We start from the raw sequence: 16,999 nt of genomic DNA on the forward strand, positions 1-16,999 counted from the left end.
TTAGCGTTTGAATTGTCGTAATATGACAGTTTCTTTTTCACTAAAGCGGAGTTTTACGTCTTTATGATGGACAACCTACGCACGGCGGCAAACGGTCCTGTGCTCAAAATTGTGTTGGCTCTAATTATCCTGACTTTCTTGGTGACGGGTGTAACCGGTTACTTATCAAGCGAAAGTGGTAGTTATGCTGCCAAAGTGAATGGCCAAACCATTAGTCGTGCTCAGCTAGAGCAGGCATTTTTACAAGAAAAAAATGTTCAGCAGGAAAAGCTGGGAGATGAATTCTCAACGTTGTTAAGCGATGAGCAGATGCTACAGCAGCTTCGTCGCCAATCATTGGAGAGACTTATCAATGCTACTTTGATTGAACAATATGCTCGTAAGCTGGGTTTATCGGCAAGCGATAATCAGGTTGTACAGGAGATACGTAATCTACCGTTTCTCCAGACTGACGGCCAATTTGATAACAACAAATATCAGGAGTACTTAAGCTGGCTTGCCCATTCAAACATCAGCCCTGATAGTTTTGCGGAACAGGTTCGTCAGGAACTGATTAATCGTCAATTAAAGCAAGTTGTTATAGGTGCGGAAATTGCATTACCACCAGAAATAAAACGGGAAGCGGCATTGCTTCTGCAAGAAAGGACAGTGCGTTTTGCGACTCTTGAATTGAAGTCAATTGAAGAGAAGCAAACAATTACCGATGAAGAGCTGAAAAAATACTATGACGCAAATAGTAAGCATTTCACTGTGCCGGAAAAAGTGAAAGTCAGTTATATCAAAATGGATGCAGCTAATGAATTGAAAGATGTCACTGTATCTGATGCTGATATTGAAAAATATTATAAAAACAACCTGGTAAAATATACTAAGCCTGAACAGAAGAAGTATAGCTTTATTCAACTGGATTCAGACTATGCCGCTAAATCGATTTTGGATGAGTTAAAGAAAGGGGCTGATTTTAGTCAATTAGCGTCAGAAAAATCGACTGATAAATTTTCTGCTCAAAAGGGTGGTGATTTGGGCTGGATGGAAGAAAGCTCTCTGCCTAATGAGCTCAAATCAGTGAATTTGACACAGAAAGGGCAACTTTCCGACGTAGTCAAATTATCTAATGGATATGCAATTTTCCGTTTAGATGATATTAAACCTCAGGAAGTCAAACTGTTGGCGGATGTGCGCCCGGAAATAGAAAAAATTGTTAAGCAAGAAAAAGCGGTTGATGCGTTCTATGTATTACAGAGAAAAGTGAGTGATGCTGCAGCGAATGATAATGAGTCTTTGGCAGCAGCAGAAAAAGCGGCGGGTTATCAAGCTGTGATCACTGACTGGTTTGATCGCGATCATGTTCCGACTGACATTAATTTCAACCAAGTTGTTCAGGCTATTTTCTCTGGCAATTTGATTGATGACAAAGGAGCGACAGGAATTAACTCTGATGTCATTTCGGTTGAAGGCGATAGAGCTTTTATTCTGCGTGTTGACGACGTTAAGCCTGAGACAGTCCAATCGCTTGAACAGGCTAAACCTGAAGTTACTGAATTGGTGAAACGCCAGAAAGCAGAAAAACAACTTCAGATTGAAAGTGAAAAACTACTGGCTGCTCTGAAAGAAGGCAAAGGTGAGCAAGCATTGAAAACCGCGGGAATTCAGTTCGAGCAACCTACCGTGATAAAACATCTGGCTCAAACCAATCAGGCTACCGATGTAGCGTTCACTTTACCTCACCCTAAAGAGGGTAAGCCTGTATATGGATTAGCACAAGATGAATTGGGTAACGTTGTGTTTATCCAATTAGATAAAGTTGTTCCGGGATCTGTTACAGATGATCTGCTCAAACAATATATAGTGGGTTATCAGTATCAGACAGGTAACATCATGCTGGAGTCACTAATAATGAATTTACGTGATGATGCGGATATTAAATTCGGTCAACTTGAATAAAATTGCGAAGTTACTCGCATTTGTTTTTGCAAAATAGTAATTGAAAAAGGCCACTTTCGTGGCCTTTCGCATATCCAAGCCTTGCTTATTGCCCAAAAATATTGTTGTGGCAATCTTTCTTTCACCAACAAAACATGCACCAATAAAACATGGAGAGATTTACATGAAATATTTAAGGATATTATTTAATTCACTTATGATGGCATTATGTATCAGCATACCGTTAACTCATGCAGCTACTGTTGATGAATCTACTGATAAAATAGTGAGACAACCTGTTAAAACCACCGTTGAAGATAATAAGGTGAAAGAGGGAGGAGAGCAAGTTTCAGGCCAGCATATACAGGGAAAGGGTATTGTTAATATTAATACAGCAAATTCTGAAGAGTTAGCGAAAGAACTCAATGGTATTGGAACTAAAAAAGCACAGGCGATTATTGAGTATCGTGAAAAATATGGCCCTTTTACAGCAATAGAACAATTACAGGAAGTACAAGGTATTGGTCCGATTTTTATAGAGAAAAATCGAGATAAATTGACTTACTAAGTGCTCAGGCCCTCTTGTGAATTGGCAGTCATTTAATCAAGAGGGCTGTGATATCGATCAAGAATAATTGATTGAACACTATTGTAATTAAATTGTTTTGCTATTGTTATATTTTATCTGGTCGGATGAGTATAAGGAAAAAAATAGCAATGAGCACGATTATCAAAGTCAGGGGTTACCATGTTGATTTTTTTCAGCATGTGAACAATGCTCGTTATTTGGAATTTATGGAAGCTGCTCGCTGGGATCTACTTACTGAAGATGACACTCTGCAATGGTTAAATCGTAGAAATATTGGTTTTGTTGTGGTGAATATCAATATTAATTATCGTCATCCAGCAGTGATCACGGATGAGCTGGAAGTGAAATCCTCAATGCGAGAGTTACGTAACAAAAGTAGTACATTCTTTCAGGAAATTATACGCCGGAGTGATAATCAAATTATTACAGATGCTTTAACTACATTTGCTTGTATTGATTTGAAAACGCAAAAAGCATTAGTTTTAGAAGGTGAATTAAGAGAAAGGATGGAAGCATATAAAAACAATGCCGAATAACTATTAAGATAAAAATGTTGAATGAGAGGCTCGTGGAACCTCTCACGGATTATATTACTGAGATAAAAATTTTGACTAACTGAGATGTGTTTTGGATTTCATATCTAGCATTGTGGCTTGGGTATTGCTTAAATAATGATTTAATCCTTTAGCCCTGAGGTGGCAGGCAGCGCATTCACCACATCCATCGCCCTGAATCCCGTTATAGCACGTAAGGGTTCTATTGCGAACAAAATCCAATTTTTGATAATAATCTGCCAATGCCCAAGTTTCTGCCTTGTTTAACCACATTAGAGGAGTTTCGAAACGAATATCACGAGCGATACCAAGGCTTACTGCTTTATTGAGAGCCTTAACAAATTCATCACGGCAATCTGGGTAACCCGAGAAATCTGTTTCACAAACGCCAGTAATAACGACTTCAGCTTCAACCTGATAAGCATAAATTGCCGCCAGAGTTAGAAATAATATATTACGGCCAGGCACAAAAGTACTTGGGAGGCCGCTTTTTTCACTTTCACTGAAATCGGGTACAGGAATATTGTCTCTAGTCAGGCTACTGATTGCGAGCTCGTTCAATAAAGTAACATCAAGTACTTTGTGGGCAGTAGCTCCCAATTCTTTGCTTATACGACAAGCTACGTCAATTTCAGCACGATGACGCTGTCCATAATCAAAGGTGACACAGTGGACTTCATCATATTGGTGGAGTGCTTGAATTAAACAAGTGCTGGAATCCTGTCCACCACTGAATACAACAACGGCTCGTTTCATGATACCTACCTCTGTAAATTGAAGGAGATATGTTACTCATAACCGTTTAACTTGGGTAGTTGTGTTAGATACTGTGTGATATCACCAATATTATTGTGAACCCACTCTGGGTTGTAATAAGTATCAAGGTAGCGTTCTCCACTATCACAGAGTAATGTCACAATTGCCCCTTGTTGGTTGTTATCGTGCATTTGTTTGGCGAGTTGTAAAGCTCCCCAGACGTTAGTTCCTGTTGATGCCCCTGTTTTTCTGCCAATTAATTTTTCCAGCCAATAAATGGTTGCAATTGTGGCAGGATCGGGAACTTGGATCATGTCATCGATAACCGTAGGAATAAAAGAAGGCTCTGCGCGTGGGCGGCCAATTCCTTCTATTTTGCTGCCAGTACTTCCGCAAAGATCATGGCGGTTTTGATGGTAGCAATCGTAGAAGACGGAGTTCTCTGGATCGACAACAATGAGTTTAGTGTTATATCCCTGATAGCGAATATAACGACCAAATGTCGCAGATGTGCCACCCGTTCCTGCACTCATAACGATGTAAGTTGGTTCAGGAAAAGGTTCTAGTTGCATCTGGCGGAAAATACTTTCTGCAATATTATTGTTTCCTCGCCAGTCAGTCGCTCGCTCGGCATAGGTAAACTGATCCATGTAATGGCCATTAAGCTCTTTTGCCAGGCGCTCTGATTCTTGATAAATCAAGGCGGAATGCTCTACAAAATGGCATTTACCGCCATAGAATTCGATCTCTTGAATTTTGCGTTTAGCAGTACAGGAAGGCATAACTGCAATAAATGGTAAACCAAGTAAGCGGGCAAAATAAGCTTCCGAAACAGCAGTACTTCCAGATGAAGCTTCAATAATAGGCGTTCCTTCTTGGATCCAACCATTAGTAAGAGCATAAAGGAATAGGGAACGAGCAAGCCGATGTTTGAGGCTACCAGTGGGATGAGTGCTCTCGTCTTTGAGATAGAGATGAATACCCGGAAATATTGGGGGATTAAGACGAATGAGATGTGTATCAGCGCTGCGTTGATAATCAGCTTGGATAGCTTTTATGGCATTTGTAGCCCATAAAGACGACATAAATTGACCCTAAATAATAATACCGTAGTGGTATATAGATTACCCTTACATTTGGAGAAATAGATTGTTATTTTTCTGAAAAAATCCGTTATATTTGGGAAATATTTCTATAGGATTTAGATATGTTAGATAAAATAGATCGTAAGCTACTAGAACTGCTCCAACAAGATTGTAGTCTATCCTTAAACGCACTGGCTGAAGCCGTTAATTTGACTTCGACACCTTGTTGGAAGCGCCTTAAACGACTTGAAGATGAAGGTTATATTGTTGGCAAGGTTGCCTTGTTAAATGGGGAAAAACTCGGCTTGGGTTTGACAGTGATAGTGATGATTAAAACTCAGCAACACAATAGTGAATGGTATGAACAGTTTGTCTCCTTTGTAAAAGAGATGCCAGAAGTCTTAACATTTTATCGAATGGCTGGTGAATATGATTACCTGATGCATATAGAAGTTGTTGATATGAAAAGCTATGATCGTTTCTACAAACGCATGGTAAATGGGGTTTCTGGTTTGATTGACGTTACCTCTAACTTTGCCATGGAAAAGATCAAATATACAACGGCGCTACCAATACCAGATTCAGTAACATCATAAAGATCCCTTTGGTCGGTAGGTGCTAACCCTTTCATTTTTACCTTGGGAATAGATGTGTGAGATTATTTTCACAATTAAGCTGGTATTTTATTAGTGAGTGGCGGCGTTATTTAGGAGCTGTCATTTTCCTCGTTTTGATTGCAGTGCTGCAACTTATTCCTCCCCGCTTGGTTGGGTTTATCGTTGATGGCATTAGCACAAAAACAATGACCTTCCGTCAACTATTGATATGGCTGGGGCTAATGCTGTTCATTGCTTTGGCAATCTATGGCTTGCGATATGTTTGGCGTGTATGGTTGTTTGGGGCTTCTTATCGGCTAGCTGTTAAACTGCGTAGTGACTTCTATTGGCGTCTGAGTAGCCAAAATCCTGAATTTTATTTGCGCCATAGAACAGGCGATCTCATGGCTCGCGCAACAAATGATGTTAACAGAGTTGTTTTTGCCGCAGGTGAGGGAGTCCTTACTTTGGTTGATGCTTTAGTCATGGGGTGCTCTGTCCTAATTGTAATGAGCGTGAATATTAGTTGGCAATTAACATTGTTATCACTAGTGCCGATGCCCATTATGGCTTTGGTGATCCAGCATTATGGTAATCAGCTTCATCATCGTTTTAAATCTGCGCAAGGCGCATTCTCTGCCTTGAATAACCACGCGCAGGAAAGTTTGACTAGTATCCGTATGATAAAAGCGTTTGGACTGGAGGAGCTGCAATCTAATCAGTTTGAAGAAGTTGCTATTGATGCAGGGCGTAAGAATATGCGTGTTGCACGTATAGATGCGCGTTTTAATCCCACTATTTTTATTGCTATTACTGTTTCAAATCTCTTGGCTGTTGGTGGAGGGAGTTGGATGGTAGTGAATGGCTCCATGACCCTTGGTGAACTGACCAGTTTTGTAATGTATCTGGGATTGATGATATGGCCTATGTTGGCATTAGCATGGATGTTCAACATTGTTGAGAGAGGAAGTGCCGCTTATGCACGTATCCGCAGTTTGTTGCAGGAACCACTGGTAACCGAAGATGGCGTGTTGTCTTTGTCTTCAGAGCGGGGAAGTTTACAGGTAAATATCAATAAATTTATTTATCCTCAAAGTGATAAACCTGTTTTGGAAAATATCCATTTCCAACTAGAACCTGGTCAGTTGTTGGGGTTTTGTGGCTCAACGGGGGCAGGGAAGAGTACTTTATTGGCTTTATTGCAGCGGCAGTTTGATGTAACCGATGGAGCTATCCTTTTCCAGTCAAAAAATATCTCTGCTCTTCGAATGGAAGAGTGGCGTTCACGATTGGCTATTGTCAACCAAACTCCTTTCTTATTTTCGGATACGGTTGCAGGTAATATTGCGCTGGGACGGCCTGATGCAACCCAAGAGCAAATAGAAGAAGTCGCTCGTTTAGCAAGTGTACATGATGATATTTTGCGGCTGCCTCAAGGTTACCAAACGGAAGTTGGAGAACGCGGTGTGATGCTTTCAGGGGGGCAAAAACAGCGTATATCCATTGCCAGGGCTCTTCTGTTAGATACGGAGATTTTAATCCTTGATGATGCCCTGTCAGCCGTTGATGGGCACACGGAACACCAGATTATGAAAAACCTTAGCCAGTGGCGGCAACAGCGCACTGTTATTATCAGCGCGCACCGGCTGTCGGCATTAACAGAAGCAGATAATATTTTGGTTATGCAACATGGCACTATTGTACAACAGGGCCAGCATAAGCAGCTTATTGCTCAATCAGGCTGGTATTCCGATATGTACCATTACCAACAACTAGAAGCTGCATTGGGTGGAGAAAATGACTAAAACTTATATAGGTAAGTTATGGCCGTCATTAAAGCGCCTGCTTTCTTACGGCAAAAATTACCGCAAACCGATGCTAATTGCTGTATTGATGTTATGGATTGCTGCATTGGCAGAAGTTAGTGGGCCTCTGCTTGTAAGCTATTTTATCGACAATATGGTTGCAACTGGGAATTTACCGCTCGATATTATTAGTGGACTTGCAGCGGTATTCTTGATTTTGCAGCTTATCGTTGCCGTTTTACACTATTATCAAACATTACTTTTTAATCAGGCATCTGTGGGAGTAGTGCAGGAGCTTCGTACTGATGTGATGGATTCAGCATTACGTCAGCCATTAAGTGCTTTTGATACTCAACCAGTTGGACAACTGATATCTCGCGTAACAAATGATACTGAGGTCATTAAAGATCTGTTTGTTAATGTGATTCCAATGGTATTTCACTGTATTGCACTGATTGGAGCCATGCTGATAGCCATGTTTGTTTTAAATTGGCGTATGGCATGTGTTGCGATCTTAATATTTCCAGCAGTTTTGCTTGTGATGGTTATCTATCAGCGTCTTAGTACTCCAATAGTTAGGCGGGTTCGCGGTTATCTGGCTGATATTAACGATGGCTTCAATGAAATCATCAATGGAATGAGTGTGATTCAACAATTTCGTCAGCAAGCTCGTTTTGGTGAGAAAATGTTGGCTGCCAACCGAGCACATTATCAGGCTCGTATGCAGGCTTTACGGTTAGATGGCATCTTATTAAGGCCATTATTGAGTTTCTTCTCTGCCGCAATATTGTGTGGTTTGCTTTTATTGTTTGGCATCAAAGGTACTGAGGCTATTGGTGTTGGTGTACTGTATGCTTTTATTAACTATCTTGGGCGATTGAATGAACCACTGATTGAGTTGACTTCACAGCAATCAGTATTACAACAAGCAGTGGTTTCAGGAGAACGTGTTTTCGAACTGATGGATAGCCCACAGCAGCAATATGGCAATGATTTGCGAGTGTTAGAAAGTGGCAGTATTGATATTGAAAACTTAAACTTTGCTTATCGCGGTGACAAACTTGTCTTAAGAGATATTAACCTGCATGTTCCTCCACATGGGTTTGTGGCCTTGGTCGGGCATACAGGGAGTGGAAAAAGTACTCTGGCTAATTTGATTATGGGGTACTATCCGTGGCAAGACGGTGAGCTCTATCTTGACAGGCGCTCCATATCTTCGCTTTCTCACGCAGTGCTGCGTAATGGGGTGGCAATGGTGCAGCAAGACCCTGTTGTTCTGGCTGCTTCATTTCTCAACAATATCACGCTAGGGCGGGATATCAGCGAAGAGAAAATATGGGAAGTATTAGAATTGGTTCAATTAGCTGACTTTGTTCGTAATTTACCAGATGGTTTGAATTCCGTTTTAGGAGAACAAGGAAATACACTTTCAGCAGGCCAAAAACAGCTTTTAGCAATGGCTAGAGTTTTAGTGCAAACGCCACAGATCCTTATTTTGGATGAAGCAACCGCGAATATTGATTCTGGGACAGAGCAATCAATACAGAGGGCTTTGAGAATGATCCGCAAACAGACGACATTAGTGGTGATTGCTCATCGTCTTTCAACCATTACTGAGGCTGATTCCATATTAGTGCTACATCGTGGTGCAATTGCTGAGCAAGGTCAGCATCACCAGCTACTGGAAAAGCGTGGACGCTATTATCAAATGTACCAACTCCAGCAAGTTGGTGAGACGTTGAATGAATCAGTGCACGTTTAGTGTGCATATTTAGGATGCGTATAGGGAGCAGATGTATTTTCTGTTCCTTTTTTATCCCTTCTTTAGAGATGTTTTTCGATAACAAGCTGATTACTCATCGTTTTTAACTTTTGGCATATCCTTTGCAAATATTCCCTTGTACAAACGTAGCGAAAAACGGGGGAAATATGAAACTTATCACCATTATCATAAAGCCATTTAAGCTGGAGGAAGTGCGGGAAGCACTTGCTGATATAGGTATACAAGGTATGACTATAACAGAAGTAAAGGGATTTGGACGCCAAAAAGGCCATTCCGAACTTTATCGAGGCGCTGAATATAACGTTAATTTTTTGCCCAAAGTTAAGATTGATATTGCTACCAATGATGAACGAGTTGAAGAAATTATCCATGTTGTTCAGCAGACTGCTTTCACCGGAAAAATGGGGGATGGAAAAATCTTTCTTTTTGAATTACAGCATGCAGTCCGGATCAGAACCGGTGAAACGAATAATGCAGCACTGTAAATGAGGGTGAAAAATGAAGAAGAAATTTTTATCTATAGCGTGTATTGCGGCCAGTTTTCCTTCGTTTGCTATTGCTGCGGAAAGTAATTTCAATAAAGCAGATACTGTATTCATGTTGATAAATACGATACTTGTACTTTTTATGACAATACCCGGCATTGCCCTATTTTATGGGGGATTACTACGCAGCAAAAATATTTTGTCACTAATGTCACAGGTGATTGTCAGTTTTTCATTGGTTTGTGTGCTTTGGATTATTTATGGATACAGCATGACCTTTGAGATAGGCAACTCTTTTTGGGGTGGTTTTGGTCAGGTTATGTTGAAAAATATATCCATAACTGATCTAACTGGTAGTTTTTATCAGTTAATTCATGTTGTTTTTCAAGGCGCATTTGCATGTATTACTGTTGCTTTGGTAGTAGGAGCATTATGTGAAAGAATTCGTTTTTCTGCATTGCTGATCTTTAGTGTGCTATGGCTGACAGCATCTTATATCCCTATGGCGCACATGGTATGGGGAGGCGGCTGGCTTGCTCAGGATGGAGCCTTGGATTTTGCTGGCGGTACTGTTGTTCATATTAATGCGGCAGCGGCAGGATTGGTTGGTGCTTACTTACTTGGGAAGCGTTCAGGCTTTGGGCGGGAAGCATTTAAACCTCATAGCCTACCAATGACTTTTATTGGAACAGCGATCCTTTACATTGGATGGTTTGGCTTTAATGTGGGCTCTACTGGTGAAGTAAATGCTATTTCGGCGCTGGCTCTGGTTAATACGGTGGTAGCAACGGCGGGAGCGGTGTTGTCATGGGTTTTCTGTGAGTGGTTATTTCGCCAGAAACCTTCGCTTTTAGGAGCATGTTCTGGGTGCATTTCTGGTTTAGTGGTTATTACGCCTGCTGCTGCAACAGTTGGTATTGGTGGTGCATTGGTGATGGGTTTGATTGCAGGTATTGCTGGCTTATGGGGGGTAGTCATACTGAAAAGATGGTTACGTGTTGATGATGTTTGTGATGTGTTTGGGGTGCATGGAGTATGTGGCATTGTCGGTTGTTTATTAACCGGCGTTTTTACTGCATCCGCTTTAGGTGGAACAGGATTTGCTGAAGGAATGACAATGTTAAGACAGCTCAGTATTCAGGCTATTAGTATATTGGTCTGTATAGTTTGGTCATCAATAGCGGCTTATATTTCATTTAAGATCGCTGATAAGTTGGTTGGGTTACGTATTAGTCTTGAGTCAGAAAGAGAAGGACTTGATATTACTTCACATGGTGAAAGTGCTTATAATTGAGCATTTTTATTTATTTGCAAATAGGTATGCCGTAGTAACAGAAAAGTTGATTACGGCATACGGTTACTGATTCAATTCATCATAGCTTACGGATTACTCCCTCCTGAACCGCAGAAGCGATAAGCACGCCTGCACGGTTATAGATATGCCCACGGACAAAACCACGTGCTCCTGATGCTGATGGACTTTCGATTGCATAGAGTAGCCAGTCATCCATATTGAAAGGGCGGTGATACCACATTGAGTGATCAATCGTGGCTATTTGCATATTTTCCGCCATAAATTTGACACCATGGGGCTGTAGTGCCGTGGGCAGGAAATTGAAATCTGATGCATAGCCTAGCAAACAATGATGAATGAATGGATCTTCTGGCATTTTTCCGTTGCTACGGAACCAAACATAACGCATAGGAATTTGGGCTGAATGATGGGGCAGATTTTGAAGAGGAACGAATTTCATCTCCAAAGGCGGGGTGGAAAAAACTTTTTTTAATTTCGTCGGGAGTGAGTTAGCCATTTTTTTTACAATTTCTTCTTGGGACTCTAACTCTTCGGGAGCAGGGACTAGGGGCATAGTATTTTGATGTTCAAAACTTTCTTCATGTCCTTGAAAGGACGCTGTCATGTAGAAGATAGGATGACCATTTTGTATTGCGCTAATGCGGCGGGCACTGAAACTTTTTCCATCACGCAATATTTCAACATCATAAACAATGGGCTTATGGCTATTACCTGGACGTAGAAAATAGCTATGAAAGGAGTGGATCATTCTATCATCCGCGACGGTTTGTTTTGCTGCATATAGTGCTTGGCCTATTACTTGCCCGCCGAAAACTTGAGGAAATCCCAAGTCTTCACTTTGTCCTCGGTAAATTCCTTCTTCTATTTTTTCTAAGTGTATCAAGTTAATTAAGTTTTGTAATGCTTGACTCATAACATGCCTTTACTTTTAAGAGCGTCTGAAAAGTATAAATGAAAGGTTATGGATAATAAGTTTTTATTTATTTGAAAATAAATGGATTAAGTTGTAAATGAAATTATCCTTGAGTTTTTATTTTAGATGTGAATTATCACTATTAATTTTATCTATGTTTATCAAATAATGCGAATGTATTTTTTTGTGATTTTATCTTTTGATTTGTATAGTTATTTTTATTTTAAATGCTAAGGGTAGAGAGATTGTTATTTAACTTAGGTTAATGTTGTGAAATTATGCGGGTTTTATATAACGTAGCAATGATTCATTAGTGCTATTAAATATATCTGTTGTTGTATCTGTTTACTACTGTGAATGATAATTTGAAAAAATGTTACAGGTATTCTGTTAAGTAAGATTATTAAAGAATAGAATAAGTAAAGATCAAATAGTAGATAGGGAAATTTTCAGTATCATAATTTTGGTTTTTGACACCATTTTTGATGATTTTTACAACGTAATGAGTAATAAAACAGCATTCAAATGAAGTTGTCTTGCTATTTCATAAAGTTTGAAAGATAATGTCCACCGCTTCGAAATTTGAAGCTAACATCAATGGGGGCTCTGTTGGTTCTCCCGCAATGCTAACTTGTTAACTTGGTCAGGTCTGGAAAGAAGCAGCCATAGCAAGGGATGCGTGTGCCGGGATGTAGCTGGCAGAGCCCTCACCAATTTCAAGTTCATCATAAGATTATACTGTCAGCCGATAATAGCTACCGGCTCAAGTCACTTTCTATCTGAACATTATAGTTTAGCGGACAAATTTCCAAACAGACGATGGAATTTTATCATAGAGTTTATTCATGGTAAGTTCGGCCAAACGGTGATCAGCTGCAGAATAGAACAATTCGAGTTCATCTTCCGAAAGCTCGTATTTATTTTTTTCAATTACACGTTCCAGTGTTTCAATAGAAGTGCATTTTCTTAAACGCATCAGATAGTCAGTTTTAGTCATAATCGCCTTATCTTATTTGGTATAAAAAATAGTTAGAAATATATTTATCAGATTTTGCTTAGAGAAGCGTTCAAATCATGTAACAGGACGTTAGTTAAGTGTTCGTTTGTTTTTTGCCATGTTGTAAGTTCAAGAAAGCTTATCTTATCACTTCCAAACAAATTATATGTTTCATCCAGATAGTCATCAATTAAGGTACTCAGAGTGTGGTTGTCTGAGTATTTAATTTTAAAGCTCCAGACAAAAGCTGCAATGTGTTCAATCAATTCGTTTAGTTTTAAACTTTTTTCGGAGGTCAGGTCGTGAATCCAATGATTATCAGTTCGATTCAGGACGGAAAAAGCCTCATGAATTAAATTTTCACATAAGTATTTTAATTCAGCAATATCATGTCTTCTTGGTGAATATTCATCCATAATCACCTCCGTATACGACACACCGCTTATTTGAACTAAGTCTTATACATGTTAATTATTATAGTCATTCTTTTAGAATAGAGCCTATCAAAACATGATTATTATTTACTAATGCTAGTGCTCTATTTTACGTATCTGCCAACTAGATTTTTTAACAATGGCTCATTTACGTTTAGTTACGACAAAAACATTAAATCCTGGCAAAGTCCCATTTCTGGTAAGCGCTAGCATTCTACTACGAAGGATAGTCATATCCACATATACTGTGAAACATATTAAATTATACTAATACAGTAGCAATAGCACAGCAATCATTATAGGCGATTGTATTGCGACTTTCAAAATCAATATAGCGTCATTATTACATATGTCACCATTGAGATGGAACACTTTTTACCATTAGAAGGTGTAATCGGGAGAAAAACAAGGAAAATTACCAATCTATCTTCTGTTTATTAAAAAGAGGAAGATGTTGTCTTTTAAACTTATCTTGTCATTCATAAGTATTTATTTTAATTAGACTATGAATGAATTTTAACGCAGATATTGTCATCTTGTAATTTGTTGTTCGAAGGAGTTTTTATCCATTAAAAAGGCCACATAAGTGGCCTTTTTGACATAGCTGAATTTAGTGAGAAGTTGAAGTGTGTTCAGGTTCCTCATTTTTTTTCGTAAACCGTCGCTTAATGACAACGAAAAATACAGGGACAAAATAAATTGCCAACGATGTAGCTGCAATCATTCCACCCAATACTCCCGTTCCTACGGCATTTTGTGCACCTGAACCTGCGCCATTGCTCAATACCAGAGGCATAACACCAAGCATAAAGGCTAAAGACGTCATGAGTATTGGACGCAAGCGCATTCTGGCTGCTTCAAGAGTTGCTTCTATTAATCCCTTGCCTTCTTTTTCTATCAAATCCTTGGCAAACTCTACGATAAGGATGGCGTTTTTCGCAGACAGCCCTATGGTTGTTAATAATCCAACCTTAAAGTAAACGTCATTACCCAGTCCACGTATTGATGTTGCCAGCAATGCACCGATAACCCCCAGAGGGACGACTAGCATGACCGAGAACGGCACAGACCAGCTTTCATATAATGCTGCCAGACAAAGGAATACAACAATTAATGACAGCGCATATAGAGCAGGAGCCTGATTACCTGATAAACGTTCTTGATAAGACATTCCAGTCCAGTCATAGCCAATTCCTGAAGGTAATTGTGATGCCAATTGCTCCATAAGTGCCATTGCGTCACCAGTACTTTGACCAGGTGCTGCCTCACCCACAATTTCCATAGAAGGAAGACCGTTGTAGCGTTCCAGACGTGGTGAACCATAAATCCAGGGATCTTTTGATGCATCTATGAACGCAGAAAACGGCACCATTTCTCCATGATAGTTACGAACATATAACTTGCTAATATCGCTTGGCAACATACGGTAAGGAGAATCAGCCTGAATATAGACTTTTTTGACTCGCCCGCGGTCGATAAAGTCATTGATGTAAACACCGCCAAACATCGTGCTCAGGGTTGAGTTGATATTTGTCGTGGATACAGCCAGGGCTTCTGCTTTTTCCTTATCGATATAAATACGATATTGTTGTGTGTCATCTTGCCCATTAGGGCGGACATTCGTCAGCATATCTGGGTGTTTTGCAACCATACCAAGCAATTGGTTACGTGCTTCTGTCAGTGCTGCATGCCCCAAATTTCCTTTATCAATTAATTGGAAGTCAAATCCGCTGGCAGAACCCAACTCTACAATTGAAGGAATATTGAATGCAAAGACAAGACCTTCCTTAATTTGAGCAAAATTCGCATTTGCTCGAGCAACAATGGCCGGAACCTTATCTTTGGAATCCTTGCGTAGTTCCCAATCTTTTAAACTGATAAATGCCAGGCCAGTGTTTTGTCCTTGACCACTAAAACCAAAGCCATTAACTGTAAATACAGACTTAACAACATCTTTTTCTTTGGTATAGAAGTAATCATTGATCTCATTCAATACCTTTTGTGTCTGTTCCTGAGTGGAGCCAGGTGGTAATTGAACCAATGCCAGTAAAACCCCCTGGTCTTCTTCTGGCAAGAAGGAAGATGGCAGATTCTTAAATATCCAGGCCATGCCAGCGATCAACATAACATAGATCACCAAGTAACGGCCTGTGCCACGTAACATCCGGCCAATACTATCAGTATAATGATGTGTGCTCTTTTCAAACAGACGGTTAAACCAACCAAAGAATCCTGTGTGAGTTCCATGGCCGCCTTTAGCAACAGGTTTGAGCATCGTCGCACACAGTGCCGGAGTCAGGATTAATGCTACCAGCACAGACAGTATCATTGCTGAAACGATCGTGATTGAGAATTGGCGGTAAATTGCTCCTGTTGAACCTCCGAAGAATGCCATTGGTACAAATACAGCGGAAAGCACTAGTGCGATACCGACCAGAGCGCCTTGGATCTGCCCCATTGATTTTTTAGTGGCTTCTTTTGGCGATAGCCCCTCTTCTCGCATGATTCGTTCGACGTTTTCCACAACAACAATAGCATCATCCACGAGCAAGCCTATAGCAAGTACCATAGCGAACATGGTCAATGTATTGATGGAATAGCCAAACGAAGCAAGAATGGCAAATGTACCAAGCAGTACAACCGGAACCGCAATCGTTGGAATAAAGGTAGCTCGGAAATTTTGCAGGAACAGGTACATGACGATAAACACTAACAAAATGGCTTCTGCCAATGTTTTCACCACTTCGAAAATAGAAATTTTAACGAATGGCGTAGTGTCATATGGATAGACAACAGTCAACCCATGCGGGAAGAAGGGTTGCATTTCAGCCAGTGCTTCTTTAACAGCCTTGGAGGTATTCAAGGCATTGGCACCCGTTGCCAGTTTGATACCAATCCCTGATGCTGGTTTGCCATTGAAGCGACCAATAATACTGTAATTTTCAGCACCTAATTGAATGGTAGCGACATCATGCAAGCGAATTTGTGAACCGTCGGGGTTCATGCGCAGCAAAATATTGCCAAATTCTTCTGCCGAATTTAAGCGAGTTTGTGCGATGATCGAAGCATTCAAACGCTGACCTGGAACCGGTGGTGTTCCTCCTAATTGTCCGGCAGCAACCTGATTATTCTGAGCCCTGATTGCACTAATAACATCCTGAGTGGTGATCTTATAGTTGAGTAGTTTGTCAGGGTTGAGCCAGATACGCATGGCATACTGCGTGCCAAAGAGCTGTGTTTCACCCACGCCAGCAACACGACTCAGTGCATCTTTGACACTGCTTCCGATATAGTCAGCGATGTCATCTTGAGTCATGGAACCATCTTGAGAGATGAAACCAGCCACCATCAAAAACGAACTGGTGGTTTTATCAACTCTAACACCTTGTTGCTGAACTTCTTGAGGCAATAGTGGCATTGCCAGTTGCAGTTTATTTTGAACCTGAACTTGCGCGATATCTGGATCTGTGTCTGCTTCAAAGGTCAGCATGATATTCATGTTTCCCGCAGAATCGCTGTCGGAAGACATATACACTAGGTTATCGATACCATTCATATTCTGTTCAATAACCTGTGTCACAGTATTTTGTACTGTTGTCGCGTCAGCTCCTGGGTAACTTGCTGAAATGGAAATAGTAGGTGGAGCAATAGCAGGATATTGCTCCACGGGTAATTTCATGATTGCCAACAAGCCAGATAGCATAGTAATAATCGCTATTACCCATGCAAAAATTGGCCGTTCGATAAAAAACTTAGGCATGAAT

The 16,999-nt window shown here is 40.3% G+C and carries 14 protein-coding genes and 1 other RNA gene; 9 read left to right on the forward strand and 6 right to left on the reverse strand.

Annotated features, from left to right (window positions below; all coding sequences use genetic code 11):
* Positions 1–63: 63 nt before the first annotated feature.
* From ppiD to Xentx_RS05615, 3 genes are all read left to right on the forward strand, one after another.
* Positions 64–1,944 carry a peptidylprolyl isomerase gene (ppiD, locus tag Xentx_RS05605; RefSeq protein WP_074019298.1) on the forward strand — a complete coding sequence of 627 codons (1,881 nt, stop codon included), beginning with the start codon at positions 64–66 and terminating at the stop codon, positions 1,942–1,944.
* Between the two features lie 163 nt (positions 1,945–2,107).
* Positions 2,108–2,491: a ComEA family DNA-binding protein gene (locus Xentx_RS05610; RefSeq protein WP_074019299.1), complete on the forward strand. Its 384-nt coding sequence runs from the start codon at positions 2,108–2,110 to the stop codon at positions 2,489–2,491.
* A 149-nt stretch (positions 2,492–2,640) separates the two neighbouring features.
* Complete coding sequence (locus tag Xentx_RS05615; protein ID WP_074019300.1) at positions 2,641–3,048, forward strand: acyl-CoA thioesterase; 408 nt, start codon at positions 2,641–2,643, stop codon at positions 3,046–3,048.
* Positions 3,049–3,123: 75 nt separating this feature from the next.
* Here the strand turns inward: Xentx_RS05615 and queC are convergent, their stop codons facing one another.
* Both queC and Xentx_RS05625 read right to left on the reverse strand, forming a co-directional pair.
* Positions 3,124–3,822, reverse strand: a complete 699-nt coding sequence (gene queC, locus Xentx_RS05620; protein WP_074019301.1) for a 7-cyano-7-deazaguanine synthase QueC — start codon at positions 3,820–3,822, stop codon at positions 3,124–3,126.
* Positions 3,823–3,854: 32 nt separating this feature from the next.
* On the reverse strand, positions 3,855–4,907 hold the full coding sequence (locus Xentx_RS05625) for a PLP-dependent cysteine synthase family protein (protein ID WP_074019302.1): 1,053 nt from the start codon (positions 4,905–4,907) through the stop codon (positions 3,855–3,857).
* A gap of 122 nt (positions 4,908–5,029) precedes the next feature.
* Between Xentx_RS05625 and Xentx_RS05630 the strand changes: the two genes are divergently transcribed.
* The 5 genes from Xentx_RS05630 to amtB all read left to right on the forward strand — a co-directional run bounded on the left by Xentx_RS05630 (position 5,030) and on the right by amtB (position 10,870).
* Positions 5,030–5,503 (forward strand): Lrp/AsnC family transcriptional regulator, encoded by a 474-nt coding sequence (locus Xentx_RS05630; RefSeq protein WP_074019303.1) that lies wholly within the window; start codon positions 5,030–5,032, stop codon positions 5,501–5,503.
* A 56-nt stretch (positions 5,504–5,559) separates the two neighbouring features.
* On the forward strand, positions 5,560–7,308 hold the full coding sequence (locus tag Xentx_RS05635) for a SmdA family multidrug ABC transporter permease/ATP-binding protein (protein WP_074019304.1): 1,749 nt from the start codon (positions 5,560–5,562) through the stop codon (positions 7,306–7,308).
* On the forward strand, positions 7,301–9,070 hold the full coding sequence (locus Xentx_RS05640) for a SmdB family multidrug efflux ABC transporter permease/ATP-binding protein (protein ID WP_074019305.1): 1,770 nt from the start codon (positions 7,301–7,303) through the stop codon (positions 9,068–9,070). Before Xentx_RS05635 ends, Xentx_RS05640 begins: the two co-directional genes overlap by 8 nt.
* Before the next feature lie 167 nt (positions 9,071–9,237).
* A complete protein-coding gene (glnK, locus tag Xentx_RS05645; RefSeq protein WP_074019306.1) occupies positions 9,238–9,576 on the forward strand; it encodes a P-II family nitrogen regulator in 339 nt (112 codons plus the stop codon).
* A 13-nt stretch (positions 9,577–9,589) separates the two neighbouring features.
* Positions 9,590–10,870, forward strand: coding sequence for an ammonium transporter AmtB (gene amtB / locus Xentx_RS05650; protein ID WP_074019307.1), 1,281 nt, complete (start codon positions 9,590–9,592; stop codon positions 10,868–10,870).
* Positions 10,871–10,949: 79 nt separating this feature from the next.
* Here amtB and tesB read toward each other — a convergent pair whose 3' ends face one another.
* Positions 10,950–11,804 (reverse strand): acyl-CoA thioesterase II, encoded by an 855-nt coding sequence (tesB, locus tag Xentx_RS05655; RefSeq protein WP_074019308.1) that lies wholly within the window; start codon positions 11,802–11,804, stop codon positions 10,950–10,952.
* A gap of 607 nt (positions 11,805–12,411) precedes the next feature.
* Between tesB and ffs the strand changes: the two genes are divergently transcribed.
* An RNA gene (gene ffs, locus Xentx_RS05660) (signal recognition particle sRNA small type) lies at positions 12,412–12,508 on the forward strand.
* An 89-nt stretch (positions 12,509–12,597) separates the two neighbouring features.
* On the opposite strand, the gene Xentx_RS05665 is transcribed toward ffs, so the two are convergent.
* From Xentx_RS05665 to Xentx_RS05675, 3 genes are all read right to left on the reverse strand, one after another.
* Positions 12,598–12,801: an HHA domain-containing protein gene (locus Xentx_RS05665; protein ID WP_047766794.1), complete on the reverse strand. Its 204-nt coding sequence runs from the start codon at positions 12,799–12,801 to the stop codon at positions 12,598–12,600.
* Between the two features lie 47 nt (positions 12,802–12,848).
* Positions 12,849–13,217 (reverse strand): Hha toxicity modulator TomB, encoded by a 369-nt coding sequence (gene tomB, locus Xentx_RS05670; protein WP_074019309.1) that lies wholly within the window; start codon positions 13,215–13,217, stop codon positions 12,849–12,851.
* Between the two features lie 628 nt (positions 13,218–13,845).
* Complete coding sequence (locus Xentx_RS05675) at positions 13,846–16,995, reverse strand: efflux RND transporter permease subunit (RefSeq protein ID WP_074019310.1); 3,150 nt, start codon at positions 16,993–16,995, stop codon at positions 13,846–13,848.
* Between the last annotated feature and the right edge of the window lie 4 nt (positions 16,996–16,999).

The sequence above is a fragment of the Xenorhabdus thuongxuanensis genome (assembly GCF_001908095.1).
Lineage (GTDB): Bacteria > Pseudomonadota > Gammaproteobacteria > Enterobacterales > Enterobacteriaceae > Xenorhabdus > Xenorhabdus thuongxuanensis.